17 protein-coding genes are annotated in these 15,649 nt (G+C 67.7%); 5 read left to right on the forward strand and 12 right to left on the reverse strand.

Annotated features, from left to right (window positions below):
- Position 1 precedes the first annotated feature (1 nt).
- Positions 2-1,561 carry a 2,3-bisphosphoglycerate-independent phosphoglycerate mutase gene (gpmI, locus tag P1L41_RS00575; RefSeq protein WP_276296941.1) on the reverse strand — a complete coding sequence of 520 codons (1,560 nt, stop codon included), beginning with the start codon at positions 1,559-1,561 and terminating at the stop codon, positions 2-4.
- 125 nt (positions 1,562-1,686) lie between these two features.
- Positions 1,687-1,959, reverse strand: coding sequence for a DUF7553 family protein (locus tag P1L41_RS00580; RefSeq protein ID WP_276296942.1), 273 nt, complete (start codon positions 1,957-1,959; stop codon positions 1,687-1,689).
- A gap of 261 nt (positions 1,960-2,220) precedes the next feature.
- Between P1L41_RS00580 and P1L41_RS00585 the strand changes: the two genes are divergently transcribed.
- Together P1L41_RS00585 and P1L41_RS00590 are read left to right on the forward strand one after the other, a co-directional pair.
- Positions 2,221-3,534, forward strand: a complete 1,314-nt coding sequence (locus tag P1L41_RS00585) for a phosphoribosylamine--glycine ligase (RefSeq protein WP_276296943.1) — start codon at positions 2,221-2,223, stop codon at positions 3,532-3,534.
- A gap of 66 nt (positions 3,535-3,600) precedes the next feature.
- Positions 3,601-4,608 (forward strand): DUF368 domain-containing protein, encoded by a 1,008-nt coding sequence (locus P1L41_RS00590; protein ID WP_276296944.1) that lies wholly within the window; start codon positions 3,601-3,603, stop codon positions 4,606-4,608.
- Between the two features lie 71 nt (positions 4,609-4,679).
- On the opposite strand, the gene cruF is transcribed toward P1L41_RS00590, so the two are convergent.
- From cruF to P1L41_RS00610, 4 genes are all read right to left on the reverse strand, one after another.
- Positions 4,680-5,546: a bisanhydrobacterioruberin hydratase gene (gene cruF / locus P1L41_RS00595; protein ID WP_276296945.1), complete on the reverse strand. Its 867-nt coding sequence runs from the start codon at positions 5,544-5,546 to the stop codon at positions 4,680-4,682.
- Positions 5,539-6,420, reverse strand: a complete 882-nt coding sequence (locus P1L41_RS00600) for a prenyltransferase (RefSeq protein WP_276296946.1) — start codon at positions 6,418-6,420, stop codon at positions 5,539-5,541. Before P1L41_RS00600 ends, cruF begins: the two co-directional genes overlap by 8 nt.
- Positions 6,421-6,432: 12 nt before the next feature.
- Positions 6,433-7,920: a carotenoid 3,4-desaturase gene (gene crtD, locus P1L41_RS00605; RefSeq protein ID WP_276296947.1), complete on the reverse strand. Its 1,488-nt coding sequence runs from the start codon at positions 7,918-7,920 to the stop codon at positions 6,433-6,435.
- A gap of 103 nt (positions 7,921-8,023) precedes the next feature.
- Positions 8,024-8,659: a helix-turn-helix domain-containing protein gene (locus P1L41_RS00610; RefSeq protein WP_276296948.1), complete on the reverse strand. Its 636-nt coding sequence runs from the start codon at positions 8,657-8,659 to the stop codon at positions 8,024-8,026.
- A 102-nt stretch (positions 8,660-8,761) separates the two neighbouring features.
- Between P1L41_RS00610 and P1L41_RS00615 the strand changes: the two genes are divergently transcribed.
- The 3 genes from P1L41_RS00615 (at position 8,762) to P1L41_RS00625 (ending at position 10,876) form a co-directional block, all read left to right on the forward strand.
- On the forward strand, positions 8,762-9,136 hold the full coding sequence (locus P1L41_RS00615) for a HalOD1 output domain-containing protein (RefSeq protein WP_276296949.1): 375 nt from the start codon (positions 8,762-8,764) through the stop codon (positions 9,134-9,136).
- A gap of 134 nt (positions 9,137-9,270) precedes the next feature.
- Positions 9,271-9,963 (forward strand): SDR family NAD(P)-dependent oxidoreductase, encoded by a 693-nt coding sequence (locus tag P1L41_RS00620; RefSeq protein ID WP_276296950.1) that lies wholly within the window; start codon positions 9,271-9,273, stop codon positions 9,961-9,963.
- Between the two features lie 46 nt (positions 9,964-10,009).
- The gene (locus P1L41_RS00625) at positions 10,010-10,876 is read left to right on the forward strand and encodes a ZIP family metal transporter (RefSeq protein WP_276296951.1); all 867 of its coding nucleotides are present in this window, start codon (positions 10,010-10,012) and stop codon (positions 10,874-10,876) included.
- Between the two features lie 24 nt (positions 10,877-10,900).
- On the opposite strand, the gene P1L41_RS00630 is transcribed toward P1L41_RS00625, so the two are convergent.
- The 6 genes from P1L41_RS00630 to P1L41_RS00655 all read right to left on the reverse strand — a co-directional run bounded on the left by P1L41_RS00630 (position 10,901) and on the right by P1L41_RS00655 (position 15,598).
- Positions 10,901-11,773: a hypothetical protein gene (locus P1L41_RS00630; RefSeq protein WP_276296952.1), complete on the reverse strand. Its 873-nt coding sequence runs from the start codon at positions 11,771-11,773 to the stop codon at positions 10,901-10,903.
- Positions 11,774-11,874: 101 nt separating this feature from the next.
- Positions 11,875-12,198, reverse strand: coding sequence for a transcription factor S (locus P1L41_RS00635; protein ID WP_276296953.1), 324 nt, complete (start codon positions 12,196-12,198; stop codon positions 11,875-11,877).
- A gap of 32 nt (positions 12,199-12,230) precedes the next feature.
- Positions 12,231-12,800, reverse strand: a complete 570-nt coding sequence (locus P1L41_RS00640; RefSeq protein ID WP_276296954.1) for a DUF8135 domain-containing protein — start codon at positions 12,798-12,800, stop codon at positions 12,231-12,233.
- Positions 12,793-13,665 carry a hypothetical protein gene (locus P1L41_RS00645; RefSeq protein ID WP_276296955.1) on the reverse strand — a complete coding sequence of 291 codons (873 nt, stop codon included), beginning with the start codon at positions 13,663-13,665 and terminating at the stop codon, positions 12,793-12,795. Before P1L41_RS00645 ends, P1L41_RS00640 begins: the two co-directional genes overlap by 8 nt.
- Positions 13,666-13,750: 85 nt before the next feature.
- On the reverse strand, positions 13,751-14,587 hold the full coding sequence (locus tag P1L41_RS00650) for an RAD55 family ATPase (RefSeq protein ID WP_276296956.1): 837 nt from the start codon (positions 14,585-14,587) through the stop codon (positions 13,751-13,753).
- Positions 14,588-14,632: 45 nt separating this feature from the next.
- Positions 14,633-15,598, reverse strand: a complete 966-nt coding sequence (locus P1L41_RS00655; protein ID WP_276296957.1) for a beta-ribofuranosylaminobenzene 5'-phosphate synthase family protein — start codon at positions 15,596-15,598, stop codon at positions 14,633-14,635.
- Positions 15,599-15,649: the final 51 nt, after the last annotated feature.

The raw sequence follows: 15,649 nt of genomic DNA on the forward strand, positions 1-15,649 counted from the left end.
GCTACTCGAGGAGCGACTCGCCGGTCATCTCACTGGGCTGGTCGATACCCATCAGTGAGAGCATCGTCGGCGCGAGGTCGGCGAGTGTCCCGCCGTCGCGGGCCGCATAGTCACCGCCGGTCTGGTCGGGGTCGAGATAGACGAACGGAACGGGGTTCGTCGTATGGGCGGTATGGGGGTCGTCTTCGGTCCCCATGTCGTCGGCGTTGCCGTGGTCGGCACAGACGAGGACGTGACCGCCGGCCGCGGAGATGGCCTCGGCCAGGCGACCCAGCTGCTCGTCGACGGCCTCCACGGCCGCGACGGCCGCCTCGAATTCGCCGGTGTGACCCACCATGTCCGGGTTCGCGTAGTTGAGCACCAGGGCGTCGGGGTCCTCGGCCTCGATGACCGAGATGGCGGTGTCCGTCACCTCGGGGGCGCTCATCTCGGGCTGGCGGTCGTAGGTCGGCACGTCCGGACTCTCGATTATCTCGCGCAGTTCGCCGTCGAACGCCACCTCGCGGCCGCCGTTGAGGAAGTAGGTGACGTGAGGGTACTTCTCCGACTCCGCGAGGCGCAGCTGGGTCCTGCCGGCTTCGGAGAGCACCTCACCGAGTACGTTCTCGGGCTGGTTGGGCGGGAAAGCGACGGGGAGGTCGAACGTCTCGTCGTACCGGGTCATCGTCACCAGCCGGATGGCCGGGGGTTCGGTGTCGGCCCCCCAGTCTTCGGGGCGGACGTCGGCGAGCATGCGGGTGAGCTGCCGGGCGCGGTCCGAGCGGAAGTTGAAGAATATCGTGGCATCGCCGTCCTCGATGCCGGCGTGGTCGCCGACGGTCGTCGGTTCGACGAACTCGTCGGTGACGTCGCGGTCGTACGACTCCGTGACGGCCGCCACCGGGTCGTCGGCGTGGTGGTCGGCCTCGCGGTGGACCAGGGCGTCGTAGGCCCGCTGGGTTCGCTCCCAGTTCTGGTCGCGGTCCATCGCGTAGTAGCGCCCGCAGACGGTGGCGACGTGCCCGGTCCCGTATGCCTCGGCGTGAGCCTCGAGGTCGGCGAGGTACTGCTCGCCGCCGGTCGGTGAGGTGTCGCGTCCGTCGGTGAACGCGTGGGAGACGGCATCGGTCCCGCGCTCGCCGGCCAGTTCGATGAGCGCGTGGAGGTGGTCCTGGTAGGAGTGGACGCCGCCGTCCGAGACCAGGCCCATGAAGTGGACCCGACCGTCGTTGTCCTCGGCGTGCTCGAACGCCGACAGGACGGTGTCGTTCTCGAAGAACGGCGGGTCCTCGGCGTCGTCGTCGGGCGGCGACTCGCCGCGCGAGCGGGCGATGCTGTCCGAGACCCGCGCCGAGTCCTGCTTGACGACGCGGCCGGCGCCGATGTTGAGGTGGCCGACCTCGGAGTTCCCCATCTGGCCCTCGGGGAGGCCGACGCGCCGGCCGTGTGTCTCCAGCGTCGAGTGGGCGCCTTCGGCCCAGTAGCGGTCGAAGTTCGGTGTCTCGGCCGCCGCGACCGCGTCACGGGCGTCCGCGTCGGGGTTCAACCCCCAGCCGTCGAGAATGATGAGCCCTGCGTCCATGCCCGAGAGCTGTCGTGACCGGGGTAAGTTACTGTCGGTCAGTGACCAGCTGTCGGGCGGTCGTCCGCCACGAAGCCACCGTCGAAACCGGGAGAGAGAGCCGGAACCGCCGACCGAGCGGCGGCTCAGACGCCTTCGAGGTCCGAGCGGTACTCGTTGAGCTGGTCGTCGGCGTCTTCGAGCGTCGCCGCGACGTCGGCACCGTCGCCGGCTTCCAGGTCTGCGAGGGCCGACTGGATGCGCGCGAGTCGCCCGTGGTCGGGGCCCCGGTCGGCCGTCGCGAGCCGTTCGAGCTGGTCGGCCAGGCTCGCCAGTCGTTCGCGGGCGTCGTCGTTTTCGGTGTCGTCGGCAGCCGATTCGAGCAGGTCGCTCGCCGTCGCGAGTTCGTCGCGGGTCATGGCTATCGGTTCCCCCAACGGGCACAAAACGGTTCGCCTCGGGGGCATTCCTGCAGATATCGGTGACGCCGGTCAGTAGTGTATAATTGAGAAAAGAAGAGTGCTAACAGCCAGAAAGCGCCCGTGCTATCGGCTTTGGTTCGCGGACTGCGAGACGGTTTCACCGCCTCGACTTCGCGGCGCGCAGCGCCGCGCAACCGCTGACCAAGACGTTGGACTTCGGTCCCACATCTTTAGGGGCGGTCCCGACTCACCACCAGTATGACACGGTTCCTCTTTTGCTCGCTCGATGCCGCACTCATCGGCGACGTCGCCCGACAGGTCCACGAGGAGGGCCACGACGTCCGGTACTACGTCGAGGCCAAGTCCGACCGGGAGATCGCCGACGGGTTCGTACCGAAGACCGACGACTGGCGCGCGGACGTCGACTGGGCCGACGTCGTCGTCCTCGACGACATCTGGGTGGGCGACGACGTGGGAACCGGCAAGATTGCACAGGAGCTGCGCGCCGAGGGCGTGGCCGTCGTCGGCGGGACGCCGAACACCGACCGGACGGAGTCCGACCGGGGATACGCGATGGAGGTGCTGCAGGACCACGGTATCGCCACGCTCGACCACCGGGAGTTCACCGACTTCCAGGCCGGCATCGAGCACGTCGAGCAGAACCCCGCCCCGTACGTCATCAAGCCGCTGGGCGAGGTCCAGAACGTCAAGCGACTGCTCTACGTCGGCCGCGAGGACGACGGCAGCGACGTGGTCGACGTGCTTCGGGCCTACGAAAAGGCGTGGGGCCACCGGATGAAGGGGTTCCAGCTCCAGCGACGGGTCGAGGGCGTCGAGATCGCGATCTGCGGGTTCTTCGACGGGAGCGAGTTCGTCGAGCCGGTCAACTTCAACTTCGAGCACAAGAAGCTCTTCCCGGGTAACATCGGCCCCTCGACCGGAGAGATGGGGACCTCGATGTTCTGGTCGAGCCGGAACGAGCTGTTCGACCGGACCTTGGGCAAGCTGGAGGGGTGGCTCGCCGACGAAGGGTACGTCGGGAGCATCGACCTCAACTGTATCGTGAACGGGTCGGGCATCTATCCGCTGGAGTTCACACCGCGCTTTGGCTATCCGACCATCACCCTCCAGACGGAGGCCTTCGAGTCACCAGTGGGTGACTTCTTCGACGACCTGGCACACGGCCGCGACCCCGACCTGCAGGTCCACCGGGGCTACCAGGTCGGCGTCCGCGTCGTCCTGCCGCCGTTCCCCTTCGACGACCCGAAGACGTACGACGAGAGCTCGCGCAACGCCGCCGTCGTGTTCGAGACCGAGTCGCGGGCGGGTATCCACATCGAGGATGCAAAGAAAGTCGACCAGCAGTGGCGCGCCGCCGGCGAGTCCGGCATGCCGCTGGTCGTCACCGGGAAGGGTGAGACGATGCAGGCCGCTCGCGAACAGGCCTACGGTCGCATCGACGATATCGTCATCCCGAACCTCTACTACCGCGACGACATCGGCGAGCGCTGGACCGACGGCGACGGCGACCGGCTGCTCGTGTGGGGGTATCTCGGGCCGGCCGAAGACTGACTGTGACTCGGCAGTCACCTGGTGACTCCACAAGGGCTATTGGGCCGATGGCACAAGGGACTTCCAATGACTACCACTCCCGACGGGGCGACGGAGTCGCTGCCGACGCTCCGCGGGTCGATACCCCCGGTTCGCGAGTGGGCCAAGACGTTCGCCATCGGCCTCTGTATGGGTGCCGCCGACGGCGTTCCCGGCGTCTCGGGCGGGACCATCGCGCTCATCGCCGGCATCTACGAACGACTCATCGCGGCGGTGACGGCGGTGACCCCCAAACGCGTCGTCGAACTGCTGCGTTCGCTGACGCCGCTGGACGGCGGTATCTCCGGTCGCGGCGCGCTCGCCATCTTAGAGGAGTTCGACGTCTGGTTTATCGTCGCGCTGCTTGGCGGCATCGTCAGCGCCATCGTGGTCGTCACGCGCATCATCCACGTCGCGAACCAGGAGACGCCGGCGCTCCTCTTTGGCTTCTTCTTCGGCCTCATCGCCGCGTCGGCAGTTATTCTCCTGCGCGCGCTCAGCGTCGGGACCGGGCTGCAGGCGCTCGCGGGCGTCGTCGGCGTCGTCGTCGCCTTCCTGCTCTCGGGGCCGATCTCCTTCCTCGACGGCGGTGGCCTCCTCGTCGTCTTCCTCGCCGGTGCGGTGGGCGTCAGCGCCATGATTCTCCCGGGCATCTCCGGGTCGCTCCTGCTGGTCATCCTCGGGCAGTACACCCGGATGTCGACGACACTCACGACGTTCGTCGACAGCCTGCTCGGGCTGGCCACCGGCGGGTCGGTCGCGCGGGTCGTCGAGTCGGGAACCGTCGTCGTGACGTTCGTCCTCGGCGGTCTCGTGGGGCTGTTCACTATATCGCGGGTCATCCGGCGGGCGCTGGAGTGGCGGCGGCGAGGGACGCTCGCTTTCCTGGTGGGACTCGTCGTCGGCGCGCTGCGCGCCCCCGTCCAGCGGGTCGCGGAGTCGCCGGGCTTCTCGCAGGACGTCACGCTCGCGTTCGCCGGCGCGGCCGTCGTCGGCGTCGTCGTCCTCCTGGCGCTGGAGTGGTACGCCGTCGACCTGGACCTCGACTCGGTCTGAAGCGGGGTCCGGGAACGGGAGCCGACACCAGCGGACCGCAGAGACGGACCGGCACTCGGCTCGCTGGCCGACTATCGGAGGACGGTCCGGCCGACGCGCGTCTCCGAGAGGTCGAAGTCGAAGCGGTCGGTCAGGAGCAGTCCCGCACCGAGCAGGGCCGCCAGCGCGACCGGAATCCAGTTGGCGTAGTAGAGGTTGATGCTGCCCCAGAGGACGACGAAGCTCACCAGGTCGTCGAGCATGAACTCACACTCCTCGAGGCGCTGTCGGAGGCCGGCCCGCTCGAAGCCGACGTCGAAGAGGACGACAGCGACGGTCCCAGAGAGGAGCCACCCCTGGTAGTTCGTCCACGGGACGCCGTAGAACTGCTGGACCTCGTAGGCCCAGAAACCGATGCTCACGGCACCAGGGTCCAGCACCAAGTCGACCAGTAGCACCGTCGACAGCGTGGCCAACAGGCGAATCGACGTCGAGGCGGCGCGCCGCCCGAGCAGGAGGATGACCAGGAGGTAGCTGTTCAACACCAGCGGGAAGAAGAAGATGGGGAGTCCGAGAGGCACCTCGCCGAACAGCATCGGTCCGAGGTCGACGCCGTAGGAGAAGTCGCCGTAGGGCCAGCCGGTCCGGACCCCGACGAGTTCGATGCCGTAGGCGTAAGCCGTCAGCGCGAGCAGCGCAGCGGCGGCCTTCCGGGTTATCAGCGGGAAGGCGCCGGCAATCAGCGGGAGGCGCATTACGAGCGTCCCGAAGAGGACAAAGAAGGGGTTGAACGCGAGCGGGGGCGGGAGCAGGCCCTCGGCGCTCGCCAGCAGCGTCACCGCGCCGACCAGCGGGAAGACGACGGCGATGGTGAAGCGGTGCTCGCGGACCAGCGCGTCGAGCCGTTCGGTCGCCTCCGGTCGGGTCTCTGGCACCGACCACCCCAGCACGTCAGCCATACAGCATCACCCACAGGCCGCCCAGCGTGAACACCATCCCGACGAGCGTGTTGATAGCCGGGTACCACCAGTAGGCCTCGTCGATGTCGACACCGATAGCGAGGATACCGAAGACGAGCGCGGGGTACAGCAAGAGGACGAGCCCGAACGCCCAGTGGGTGTAGGTGAACACGAACGCGGCCAGCAGCCAGGTCATCACGCAGTAGTAGTAGGTGTTGGACTCGCCCAAGAACGTCGCCGTCGTCTGGATGCCCGCCTCGCGGTCGGGTTCGATGTCGGGAATCGCCGAGAACGTGTGCATCCCCATCGTCCAGAGCCACGCGCCGGCCACCGCCGTCGCAGGCGGTGCGACCCCCTCGATGGCGGCGTAGGCGACGACGCCTGGAAGGATGTACAGCCCGTTCGAGAGCGAGTCGAGGAACGGCGTCGTCTTGAAGCGGAACGGCGGGGCCGAGTACTCCACGGAGAGGGCCGCCCAGGCGAGCAGGGCCAGGATGCCCAGCGGCGGGAGCCACGGGACGAACGCCAGCGCCAGGACGCCCGAGAGGACCACGATGGCGAGCGCCACCCGGTCACCCTGGTAACTGACCTCCCGCCCCTCGTCTTTCTTCGGGTTGTGCTCGTCCACGTCGGCGTCGAAGACGTCGTTGACGCCGTAGAGGAAGACGTTCGCCGGGAGCGTGAAGTAGAGGAACAGCGCCACGGCGAGCGGCGAGAACAGCTCGCCCGGGCCGTCGGCGGCGTAGGCGACGGCGACGACGACCGGGCCGCCCAGGTAGAGCCAGAACCGGGGTCGCGACAGCCGAAGCAGGTAGCCCACGCGCGACTCCTCGGAGGGCACGACCTCGGTCAGTTTGTCGGTGACGGTACTCATTCGTCGGTCGGGTCAGTCGACGTCCTCGATGAGCGCCTCGGCGGTGTGTTCGCCGCTGATGAGGCACATCGGCATCCCGATGCCTGGCGTCGTGAACGACCCGGTGAAGTAGAGGCCGTCGACGGCCGACGAGCGGTTGTTCGGGCGCAGGAGCGCCGTCTGGCGGAGCGTGTGGGCCAGTCCGAGTGCCGTGCCCTCGCTGGCGTTGTAGCGCTCGCCGAAGTCCGAGACGGCGAACTGCTTCTCGAAGACGATGCGGTCACGCAGGTCGACGCCGGTGTTGGCGGCGATATCGGCGAGCACCTTCTCGCGGTACTCCTCGCGGATGGCGTCGCCGTCGTGCAGACCGGATGCGATGGGGACCAGGACGAAGAGGTTCGAGTGGCCCTCGGGGGCGACGGTGTCGTCCGTCTCGGAGGGGACACAGCAGTAGTACGCCGGGTTGTCTGGCCAGGCCGGGTCCTCGAAGATAGCATCGAAGTGTGGCTCCCAGTCGGTCGGGAGGACGAGCGTGTGGTGAGCCAGCGGGTCGACGTCGCCCTCGACGCCCATGTAGAGGAGGAAGGCAGAGGGGGCGTAGGTCCGACTGTCCCAGTAGTCCTCGTCGTACTGCCGTTCGTGTTCGGGCAACAGTTCCTGTTCGGCGTGGCCGTAGTCGGCGTTCACGACCACCCGGTCGGGGTCGAACTGCTCGCCGTCGACCGTCTCGACGAGGAAGCCGTCGCGTCGGCGGTCGATTTCGTCGACCTCGGCGTCGGTCTGGTAGGTGGCGCCCATCTCCTCGCCTAGTTCGACCAGTGCGTCGACGACGGCCCCGATACCGCCTTCGGGGTAGTAGACGCCGAGGTTGAAGTCGACGTGGCTCATCATGTTGTACAGCGCCGGCGTGTTCTTCGGGGAGCCACCGAGGAACACGAGCGTGTACTGCATGATCTGCTGGAGCTTCGGGTGCTCGAAGTAGTCCTCGACGTGGCCCTGCATCGAGCCGATGAGCTGCAGGCCGACCGGTGCGGCGGTCATCACGTCCAGGTCGACCCAGTCACGCAGACTGGAGCGGTCCTCGTAGACGAACTTGTTCATCGCCGTCTCGTAGTGGCGCTCGCTCGTCGCGAGGTAGTCGTCGAAGGCCTGACCGGCCCCGGGTTCGTAGGCCTCGAACTTCTCGCGCATCTCGTCGTGGTCGCCGTTGACGTCGAGTCGGTCGCCGTCCTTGAAGAAGATGCGGTAGTGGGGGTCCAGCCGCTGGAGGTCGTAGTAGTCGCTCGGTTCCCGACCGAAGTACGCGAAGAAGCGCTCGAAGACGTCGGGCATCAGATACCACGACGGACCCATATCGAAGCGGAAACCATCGGCCTCGAGTCGGGAGGCGCGGCCCCCGAGCTGCTCGTTTTTCTCGAGGAGGTGGACGTCCGCGCCGGCGTCGGCGAGGTAGCAGGCAGCGGAGAGACCGCCGAACCCACCGCCGACGACGAGCACGTCCACGTCGGAGAGGTGATTCATTACCGAGATATCCGACCTGCAAGGACAATAAAGGCGCGCCATACTGGGTTGGTGTGACACCGGCGTACACGCACCGCGACGGGGTGTCGGACCAGGGTCCGGGTCAGAGCGACTCCAGGACGAGGTTCTTCACCCCGCGACGGAACCGCTCGGAGGTCGCACTCCGGGAGATACCCAGTTGCTCGCCCAGCTCTTCGAGCGAACAGCCCCGGGGGATGTCGAGATATCCGCTCTCGACGGCGGCGATGAGCGTCTCGCGCTGGGCGTCGGTCAGCGCCAGTCCGTCGCCGGGTTCGCCGGCCCGTCGTTCCCACACTCGGTCGATGTGGACTGTGATGTCGTGTGACGTACAGAAGTCGTAGACGTGGTGGTAGGCCTCGCGGGCCGGGAACCGGATCCGGCAGTGCCAACCCTCGTCGTCACCGCGAGCGGCCTCCAGGACAGCGCCGACCTGCATGAACTCGCCCATCAGATTGACCGAACTCCCCTCATCGTTGAAGTCGACGCGATAGAGCCGACGGTCGTCCAGTTGCGCGAACACGGTCGGGTTCTCGACCATCGTCGCCTCGGCGATGGCCGACTCGACGGCATCGAACGAGTCGCCCTCGACCCAGAACAGCATCTGAGTCGGTCGGTCCTGCTGTGTGTAGGTCTCCTGCCATTCGAGCTCGATGCCCGAGAGACGGTGGAGCGACGCACCGAGGATGGGGTGTGCGATGGTGAGGTCGGTTATCAGCATCTCTGGTACCCGTGACGTGCTATGTCAGGGCCCGGTTCGTATATAAATGCAGGAGTATGTCGGCAACATTAAGATACGTCACTCTAGCGTACAGTTCTACGAATGTCAAGGGAATATCCAAGCAGAGACGAACAGGTAGGGCATACGGACGACGAGCAGTCGGAACTGGCGGAACGGGAGGTCGTCGACGCCAGTGCTTGGACGGACCAGCGAGCAACCGACGAGAGCGGCGTGGTGCGGCGACCCGACGCAGAGCCCGCTCCATCCGCGAGTATGGCGGTCCTCGACGCACTGGCCGACTGGTACGGTGCCCGGAAACTCGACATCCACCCGCCGCTCTACGAGAGTATCGACCCGGAGTCCCTCGACCGGTTCCTGGCGTCGTCCGACGGGCAAGTCGAGTTCCGCCACCGCGACGCGACCGTCACCGTCGACCACCAGCAGAACGTGTCCATCGCTTCCGCGCAAGGCGAGTAAGCAGCCAGCCGACGGGGCCGCCCACGCCGTGCGAACGCGCCGTCTCATTGCAGTCTGGCACCGATACCGTGTCGAGTAGCGACGATGTCGGACGGCGGGAAAGCCTGAAATTATCTGCGGCCGTTACTACTGCCATGGGAAGCAGCACTGCTGTCGTCACCGGCGCTAGCAGAGGCATTGGCGAGGCGGTGGCGCGGACACTGGCCGCGGCTGGCGTCCACGTCGTCGTCTGTGCGCGGAACGCCGACGATATCCAGGCTGTCGCCGACGACATCGAAGCCGAGGGCGGCGCGGTGACGGCAGTCCGGGCCGACGTCCGGGACCAGTTCGACGTCGAGCGACTGGTCGAGCGCGCGGCCAAGGTCGGCGGCACGATAGACGCGCTCGTCCCGAACGCCGGTATCTATCACGGCAACCCCGGCGAGACGCCGCTGTCCGAGGAGTCGTACGCGGCGTTCGATGACCACATGCGGACGAACGCGCGCGGCGTGTTCGCCACCGTCCGCGAAGCGGTCCCCCACATGGCAGCGGACGCGCGCATCGTCGTCCCGACGGGCGCTGTCGCACGCGAGGGCTTCCCCGGGTACGGGTCGTACGCGGTCTCGAAGGCCGCGGCGGAGGCTATCGTCCGCGGGTTCGCCGTCGACCTGGCGGTCCCCATCGGCGCAGTCGACCCCGGACAGGTGTCGACGGACCTCTCGGGCGACGGCGGCCGAGACCCACAGACGGTGGCCGAGATGGTCCGCTGGGCCCTGCAGGACCTCTCGGCCGACGAACTGAACGGCCAGATCCTCACCTGGAGCGAGTTCCGGTCGGCCACGCGGTAGGCCGCACCGACGGATTTATTAGTAAGACTAGCGCTCATAACGAACAATGGCTAATAATGGAGTTGCTGTTTTTAATAACAGCCGGCAGATATCCCTGGTCGGCGTCGCCAGCGTCGTCGGACTCGTAGCGCTGTCGGCGTTCGCCGTCGCGGCCGGGGCCGAGAAAGTCCTCGTCATCGCCTGGGTGGCCTTCGCGGCGATGGCGCTGGGCGCGTGGCTCGGCGCGAACGCCGACAGCACGAGCCCCCACCGCCTGGTCTGGGGCTACGGCCTCGCGAGCGGGGCGATGATAACCTCGGCCGCGATGTTCCTCGTCCCGCAGGCGATGGGCCTGGGGGCGGCCGCGGGGACCCCCCGAATCGGCGGCATCGGTATCGCACTCGGCGTCGTCGCCGGGTACGGCACCCACACCATCGGCCACCGCCTGACTCACCTGGACACCGGCATCGACACGACGACGGCAGCCATCTCCGCCCACGCGCTCTCCGCGGGGCTCATCATCGGCCTCGTCTACGCCTCGATGCCGTCGCTTGGGGTCTTGCTGGGCCTCGCCATCGTCTCGCACAAGGGACCCGCGGGCTACGCTGCCGCCCGCAGGCTGGCGCGGAACGGCAAGTCGACGACCGGCCTGTTGCTCCCCGCCGCCGGCGTCGGCCTCACGGCCATCCCGATGGCGCTCCTCCCGGTTCCCGAGGCACCCGCGGTCAACGCCGTCGTCTTCGGCTTCGCCGCCGGGATCTTCCTCCACGTCGCGATGGACTTCCTCCCGAACTGCGAGGCCGGCAGCGAGATCGACGAAGCGTGTTCGCTGCACGAACACTCCCACGACCTCCTCGACGAGCTGCGGACCCACGGCGTCGGGTCGACGGTCATCGGCGCGGTGCTGGTCGTCGCTGCGTGGGTTCTCATATAGGCTATTCTCGCCTCGTCGCCGGCCTCACTCGACCATAGTCCCGGTCTCACTAGCCGATTCGGTCGAGGCGTCGGTCGGCGAGAGGGTCACCGTCGTGTCCTGGCGGTCGCCCGGTGCGTCGAGCAGATAGGTCGCCCGGCGCGGCGGGTCGGCGACGTACGGGCTCTCCGCGTCGAAGGTCCGCTGCCAGGACTCACCGGGGTCCAGGACGCCGGTGAGCCGCGCGACCGGCGTGTAGGCCACGCGCGGGCCCGACCGGTTCAGCGCGAGGACGAACCGACCGGCGACTTCGCCGACGTTGGTCACGACCACGGATACCTTCGGGTCGTCGTCGGGCTCGACCTGCGACGGCCCGTCCATCGAGACGGCGAAGCCGGGGGGTCGCGCGGCCAGGCGGTGGCGAATCGGCTCGGGCGGCGACCACGACCCACCGGGCCACTCGAGGCGAACGGACTCGGCTGGAACGGTCGCCGGCAACGGGAAGACGAGCGGGCCACCCCCCTGACCGTAGCGCACGGCCCATTGCCCGTCGCGGTAGAGCCCGTCGACGAGCGTGTCCGGGTTGACGGCGTCGCCGTCGGCCTTCAGAGCGAACCGCTCGGGCTCTGGTGCCGGCCCGTCGACGGCGACAATCACGACGAGATACTGCTCGGCCTCGTCGTAGACGCCGATGGAGTCGGGGCTGTCGGGCCCGACGACGCCCTGCTGGACGGTAGCCGACTCGACAGAGACGGTGCCGAAGTCAGTTCGCGTGCCGGTCCCCTCGTCGGTGGGACTGTCGGGTGGCGGTACTGGCGTCTCGGTGCCGGTCTCGTCGCGTGGTTCGGCGGGCGTCGAGACACAGCCCGCCGTCGCGAGGAGGGACCCACACAGCGCGAGCAGGCGGCGACGTTTCATACCCACGAGTTGACACTGACTGTGTAAGAGCCTTCAGTAGGCTTCGAACGGGTTTTGAGCGTCCTCTCACTCGGTCCAGTCGGCTCGCCCCCGACCGCGGATTAGTTGTACTCTCGCCAGCGGTGGCCACAGTCCTGGCACTTGAAGAAGCGCGTCGGCGGTTCGTCGGCCGACCCGGTCTGCTTGATGGTGTACCACGCCGCGCCGTGCCCACACTCGTCACACGTCACGTCGTTGGCGGTGGGTTTGCCCTCGAAGTTGGCGCCTTCCTCCGTCTCGATGACGTCGTCGTCACTCTGCTCGTCCGTCGTGACGAACGCGGCGGCCCGGTCGGCGTCCTTCTCTACCCGGGCCCCACAGGACTGACAGACCATCTCGTCACCGTCCCCGTGCATCATCGACCCGCAGTCGTCGCAGAACTGCATAGCGAAGTGTGCGGTGGCTGGCCCAAAAACCGTTACCCATCGTCGGCGAGCTGGCGCTGCTCGGCGACGACGGGACAGTCCAGCAGGCGGACGTGCTCCATGTCGGTGAACTCCAGAATCTCGGCTTCGTCGTTGGTACAGTGGACGTCCGGCGGGCTGGAGAAGTGCTCGCACTGCTCGCAGTAGCGGTGTTTCGACACCTCGGCGTAGCGCGACTCACCGGCGGACTCGGACGCGTCGCCGTCGCCGGTGAGGTCGGCCCACACGGTGTCGGCGTCGATGGTGTCGACGTCGACGTGCTCGAAGACGCTGTCGCCACCGCCGAAGGGGTCGCCCTCACGGCCCTCCATGTCGGTGAACGGGTCGTCGGCGTCGTGCTCGTCGCCAAGGGGGTCGCCCTCGTCTGGCCCCAGCTCCGCGAACGGGTCCATTGCCGCGTCGGACGAATCGACATCGGTCGGCGATGCGGCGCGCTCACCGTCCGTCGAATCCTTCGCTGCCTCGGTGTCGTCGGAGGCGTCAGGGCCCTCTAACGCCTCGAACGGGTCTCCCTCGCGGTCGTCGACCGGCTCGAACTCCTCGAAGGGGTCGTCGTCACTCATCTGTGTCGCCGGCCTCGAGCTGTGCGGCTGTCACTAAGCGCGCTTTCTTGCGGAAGATGCCACCCTCGGGGCGGACGTCAGAGACGGTCGTGCTGCAGTGTGGACACTCCGGGTCGGTCAGCAGGCTGATGTCCACACTCTCAGAGCAGTTCTCGCAGGTCGCCGTCGAGATGTTCTCCTGGGCCGCCGCGCGCTTGATTCGCTCGACGGCTTTCTGGTGTGCGTCCTTGCCACTGGTGTCCTTACGGAGGTCGCTGACGACCCACGCGACCCGTTCGAGGCGGTCTTCGGTCTCGTCGAACTGCGTTTCGAGGTCCCAGAGGTTGGCCTCTACCTCCGAGATCTGTTCGTCGAGATTCGAACGCAGCGACTCGACGGTCTCCGAAAGGTCCTGGACCTCGTCTTCGACCTCTTCGAGCGCCTCGTGGTCGTGGTCTTCGTCAGCCTTTGTTTCGAGCTCCCGTTTCAGTTGGATGACCCGCTCGCGGACGTCGTCGAGCTTCGCCTTGAACTCTGCCTCGACCTGCTCGAATCGGTCGTCGAGACGGCTCTCGACGGCGTCGGCGAGGTCCGGGAGGCGGTCGCTGACGGCGGCGTCGAGTTGCTCGTCGACGGATGCGGCGGCCGCGGCGTCGATTCGGTCCCCCATGGAGTCGTCGACGGCCGCCTCTACGTCGAACCCGACGACCGACGACAGCGGCTGGTCACCCTCGAGTTCGACGGTGGCTCGATAGGACGCCAGTAGTTGTGTCACGAGAACGTCGCGAGAGACGCCGAGCTCGGCGGCTTGCTCGTCAAGCCACTCGTCGAGCCCCTCCGGCACGTCGACGGTGACCACCCCCTCCTCGGTCGGCTCACTCGCCATTACCGGTCACCTACTTGTAGCAAACAGATAAGCGTTTGCCGCCGATTTCAGCGAGCGAGACTCGGTCACGGAGCGGTGGCTTCGGCTACCGTATCTTGCGGACGTCGCTGATGTCGAACCCCGCGTCGCCCAGTTCCGTCTCGAACTGGACGATGTTCTCCTCCTCGATCTGTGAGAGGACACCTCGGAACTGCTTGACGACCAGCGTCCGCGCTCTGGTGGACCCGCCGGAGGCCCACGCGAACTCGAGGGTCCCGTGGGCGGCGTCCGAGAGCTGCCCGTGCCTGATACCGGAGAGCGTCTGGGGGTTGACGTGCAGCAGGATGAGGCCACCCCAGTCGAAGGCGGCCTTCTGCAGGCCGGAGACGAGGAACGTGATGTCCGTCCAGTCGACGTCCTCGCCCATCGCGCTCACGAGGTCCGAGAGCGAGTCGATGACCACGAGGTTGTCGGGCGCGATCTCACTGAGCTTCATCCCGAACGCTCCGAGCAGGTCGGTTCGCTCGTGGCGCGCCCGCAGGTCCTTGATGTTGGGCGTCTGGTTGGCGTACCACTGGCGGGGCACCGGGCTCATGTGGAAGTACCGCTCCGACAGTTCGTGGAACTCGAACCCGTCCATCCCGGCGGCGACGAGCTCGTCGTCCATCTCCATCCGTAATTCGGCACCCAGCTGTGCCTCACTCGCGGTAAAGGAGAGGTAGTGGACCTCGTCGGGCAGGACGGCGTCGGCCGCCAGCGACCCGTAGTGCAGGTCGAACAGGTCCTCGTCGACGCGGCCCAGCGCGTTCATCACCGCGCTCGTGTGCATGAACTCCCGGGACCCCGCACCGGCCTCACCAGAGAGCAAGACGACGCTACCGACCGGTGCACCACCCTGGATGACCGAGTCGAGTTGCTGGACCCCGAACGGGAGTCGGTCCATACGTTCACTCACCTTCACGAGTGTATAAACGCTTGGCCTGCGTGCTCACTCGCTGACACGCGCACCGCGGTTCCGGGGGGCGACGACCTGGACGTGGCCGTCGACGCCGGCCGAATCGAGCGCCGCTTGACCGGCGTCACGGGCCGCAGACGCGCTATCTACGTCGGTGAGCCCCCAGACGGCCGGGCCCCACGAGGACTGGCCAGCGCCGGTTACCCGTGGTTCGTCACCGAGTCGCTCGACCAGTTCGCCGGCGGGCGGGCGGTAGACCCCGCCCTGCTCGTCGGCGTACCAGGCTCCGTTGAGTCGGCCGAGCCGGGCCGCCGCATGGCCGAACCCGCGACGGTCCCCCGTCGCGACGGCCGGGAGCAGCTGTCTGGTGAGGAGCGTCGCTATCTCGTCGGCGATGCCGGGGTCGGCCCGCTCGACGGCCTGGCGCATGCTCCGGTCCTCGTCGGCCCCGCTCTGTCCGGGGTCGGCGTCGGGAACCACGAGGACGAAGCGCCAGTCGGTCGGCAGGTCGTGATGGGCGATGACCGGCGGAACCGCCCAGTCGCCCTCGGCCGGCGGTTCGGCGGTGAAACGCTCGGTCGGATGGCCGCCGTCGGCGACGAACCCGCCGTGTTCGAAGGTGGCGACGCCGACGCCGCTCCGGCCGCCGCGGCCGAGCGCGGGGGCCAGCTCGCGAACGTCGACTTCGCGGCCGTACGCTCGACCGACGGCGACGACGGCGGCGAGCGCGAGCTGCGTCCCGCTCCCGAGGCCGACGTGGCGCGGATACCGCTCGCGGACGGTGACTCTGGCCCCGGGGACGCCCAGCACCTCGACGGCCCGTTCGACGTACGGGGTAGCGGACTGGTCGGCACAGACCACGTTGTCGGCGCGTTCGGCCTCGACGACGAGGCGTGGCTCCTCGAGCGCCAGACCGACGCCGCCGTACAACCGCTCGTGAGCCAGCGCGAGGTTCTGGAAGCCGAAGTGGAGCCGCGCAGCGGTCGTGACCGTCGCCATACGCGCCGGTTCGAGAGCCCTGGAAATCAAGGTAGCGCCTTGCAGTCCGCC

This window comes from Haloarcula ordinaria, from assembly GCF_029338275.1.
Taxonomy (GTDB): Archaea; Halobacteriota; Halobacteria; order Halobacteriales; family Haloarculaceae; genus Haloarcula; species Haloarcula ordinaria.

Coding starts and splice junctions, on each gene's coding strand:
- crtD (WP_276296947.1), bottom strand. CDS start 7,920: ATGAATCACCTCTCCGACGTGGACGTGCTCGTCGTCGGCGGTGGGTTC.
- P1L41_RS00630 (WP_276296952.1), bottom strand. CDS start 11,773: ATGAAACGTCGCCGCCTGCTCGCGCTGTGTGGGTCCCTCCTCGCGACG.
- P1L41_RS00640 (WP_276296954.1), bottom strand. CDS start 12,800: ATGAGTGACGACGACCCCTTCGAGGAGTTCGAGCCGGTCGACGACCGC.
- P1L41_RS00650 (WP_276296956.1), bottom strand. CDS start 14,587: ATGGACCGACTCCCGTTCGGGGTCCAGCAACTCGACTCGGTCATCCAG.
- P1L41_RS00620 (WP_276296950.1), top strand. CDS start 9,271: ATGGGAAGCAGCACTGCTGTCGTCACCGGCGCTAGCAGAGGCATTGGC.
- P1L41_RS00645 (WP_276296955.1), bottom strand. CDS start 13,665: ATGGCGAGTGAGCCGACCGAGGAGGGGGTGGTCACCGTCGACGTGCCG.
- P1L41_RS00615 (WP_276296949.1), top strand. CDS start 8,762: ATGTCAAGGGAATATCCAAGCAGAGACGAACAGGTAGGGCATACGGAC.
- gpmI (WP_276296941.1), bottom strand. CDS start 1,561: ATGGACGCAGGGCTCATCATTCTCGACGGCTGGGGGTTGAACCCCGAC.
- P1L41_RS00655 (WP_276296957.1), bottom strand. CDS start 15,598: ATGGCGACGGTCACGACCGCTGCGCGGCTCCACTTCGGCTTCCAGAAC.
- P1L41_RS00635 (WP_276296953.1), bottom strand. CDS start 12,198: ATGCAGTTCTGCGACGACTGCGGGTCGATGATGCACGGGGACGGTGAC.
- P1L41_RS00625 (WP_276296951.1), top strand. CDS start 10,010: ATGGCTAATAATGGAGTTGCTGTTTTTAATAACAGCCGGCAGATATCC.
- P1L41_RS00600 (WP_276296946.1), bottom strand. CDS start 6,420: ATGAGTACCGTCACCGACAAACTGACCGAGGTCGTGCCCTCCGAGGAG.
- P1L41_RS00585 (WP_276296943.1), top strand. CDS start 2,221: ATGACACGGTTCCTCTTTTGCTCGCTCGATGCCGCACTCATCGGCGAC.
- P1L41_RS00590 (WP_276296944.1), top strand. CDS start 3,601: ATGACTACCACTCCCGACGGGGCGACGGAGTCGCTGCCGACGCTCCGC.
- P1L41_RS00580 (WP_276296942.1), bottom strand. CDS start 1,959: ATGACCCGCGACGAACTCGCGACGGCGAGCGACCTGCTCGAATCGGCT.
- P1L41_RS00610 (WP_276296948.1), bottom strand. CDS start 8,659: ATGCTGATAACCGACCTCACCATCGCACACCCCATCCTCGGTGCGTCG.
- cruF (WP_276296945.1), bottom strand. CDS start 5,546: ATGGCTGACGTGCTGGGGTGGTCGGTGCCAGAGACCCGACCGGAGGCG.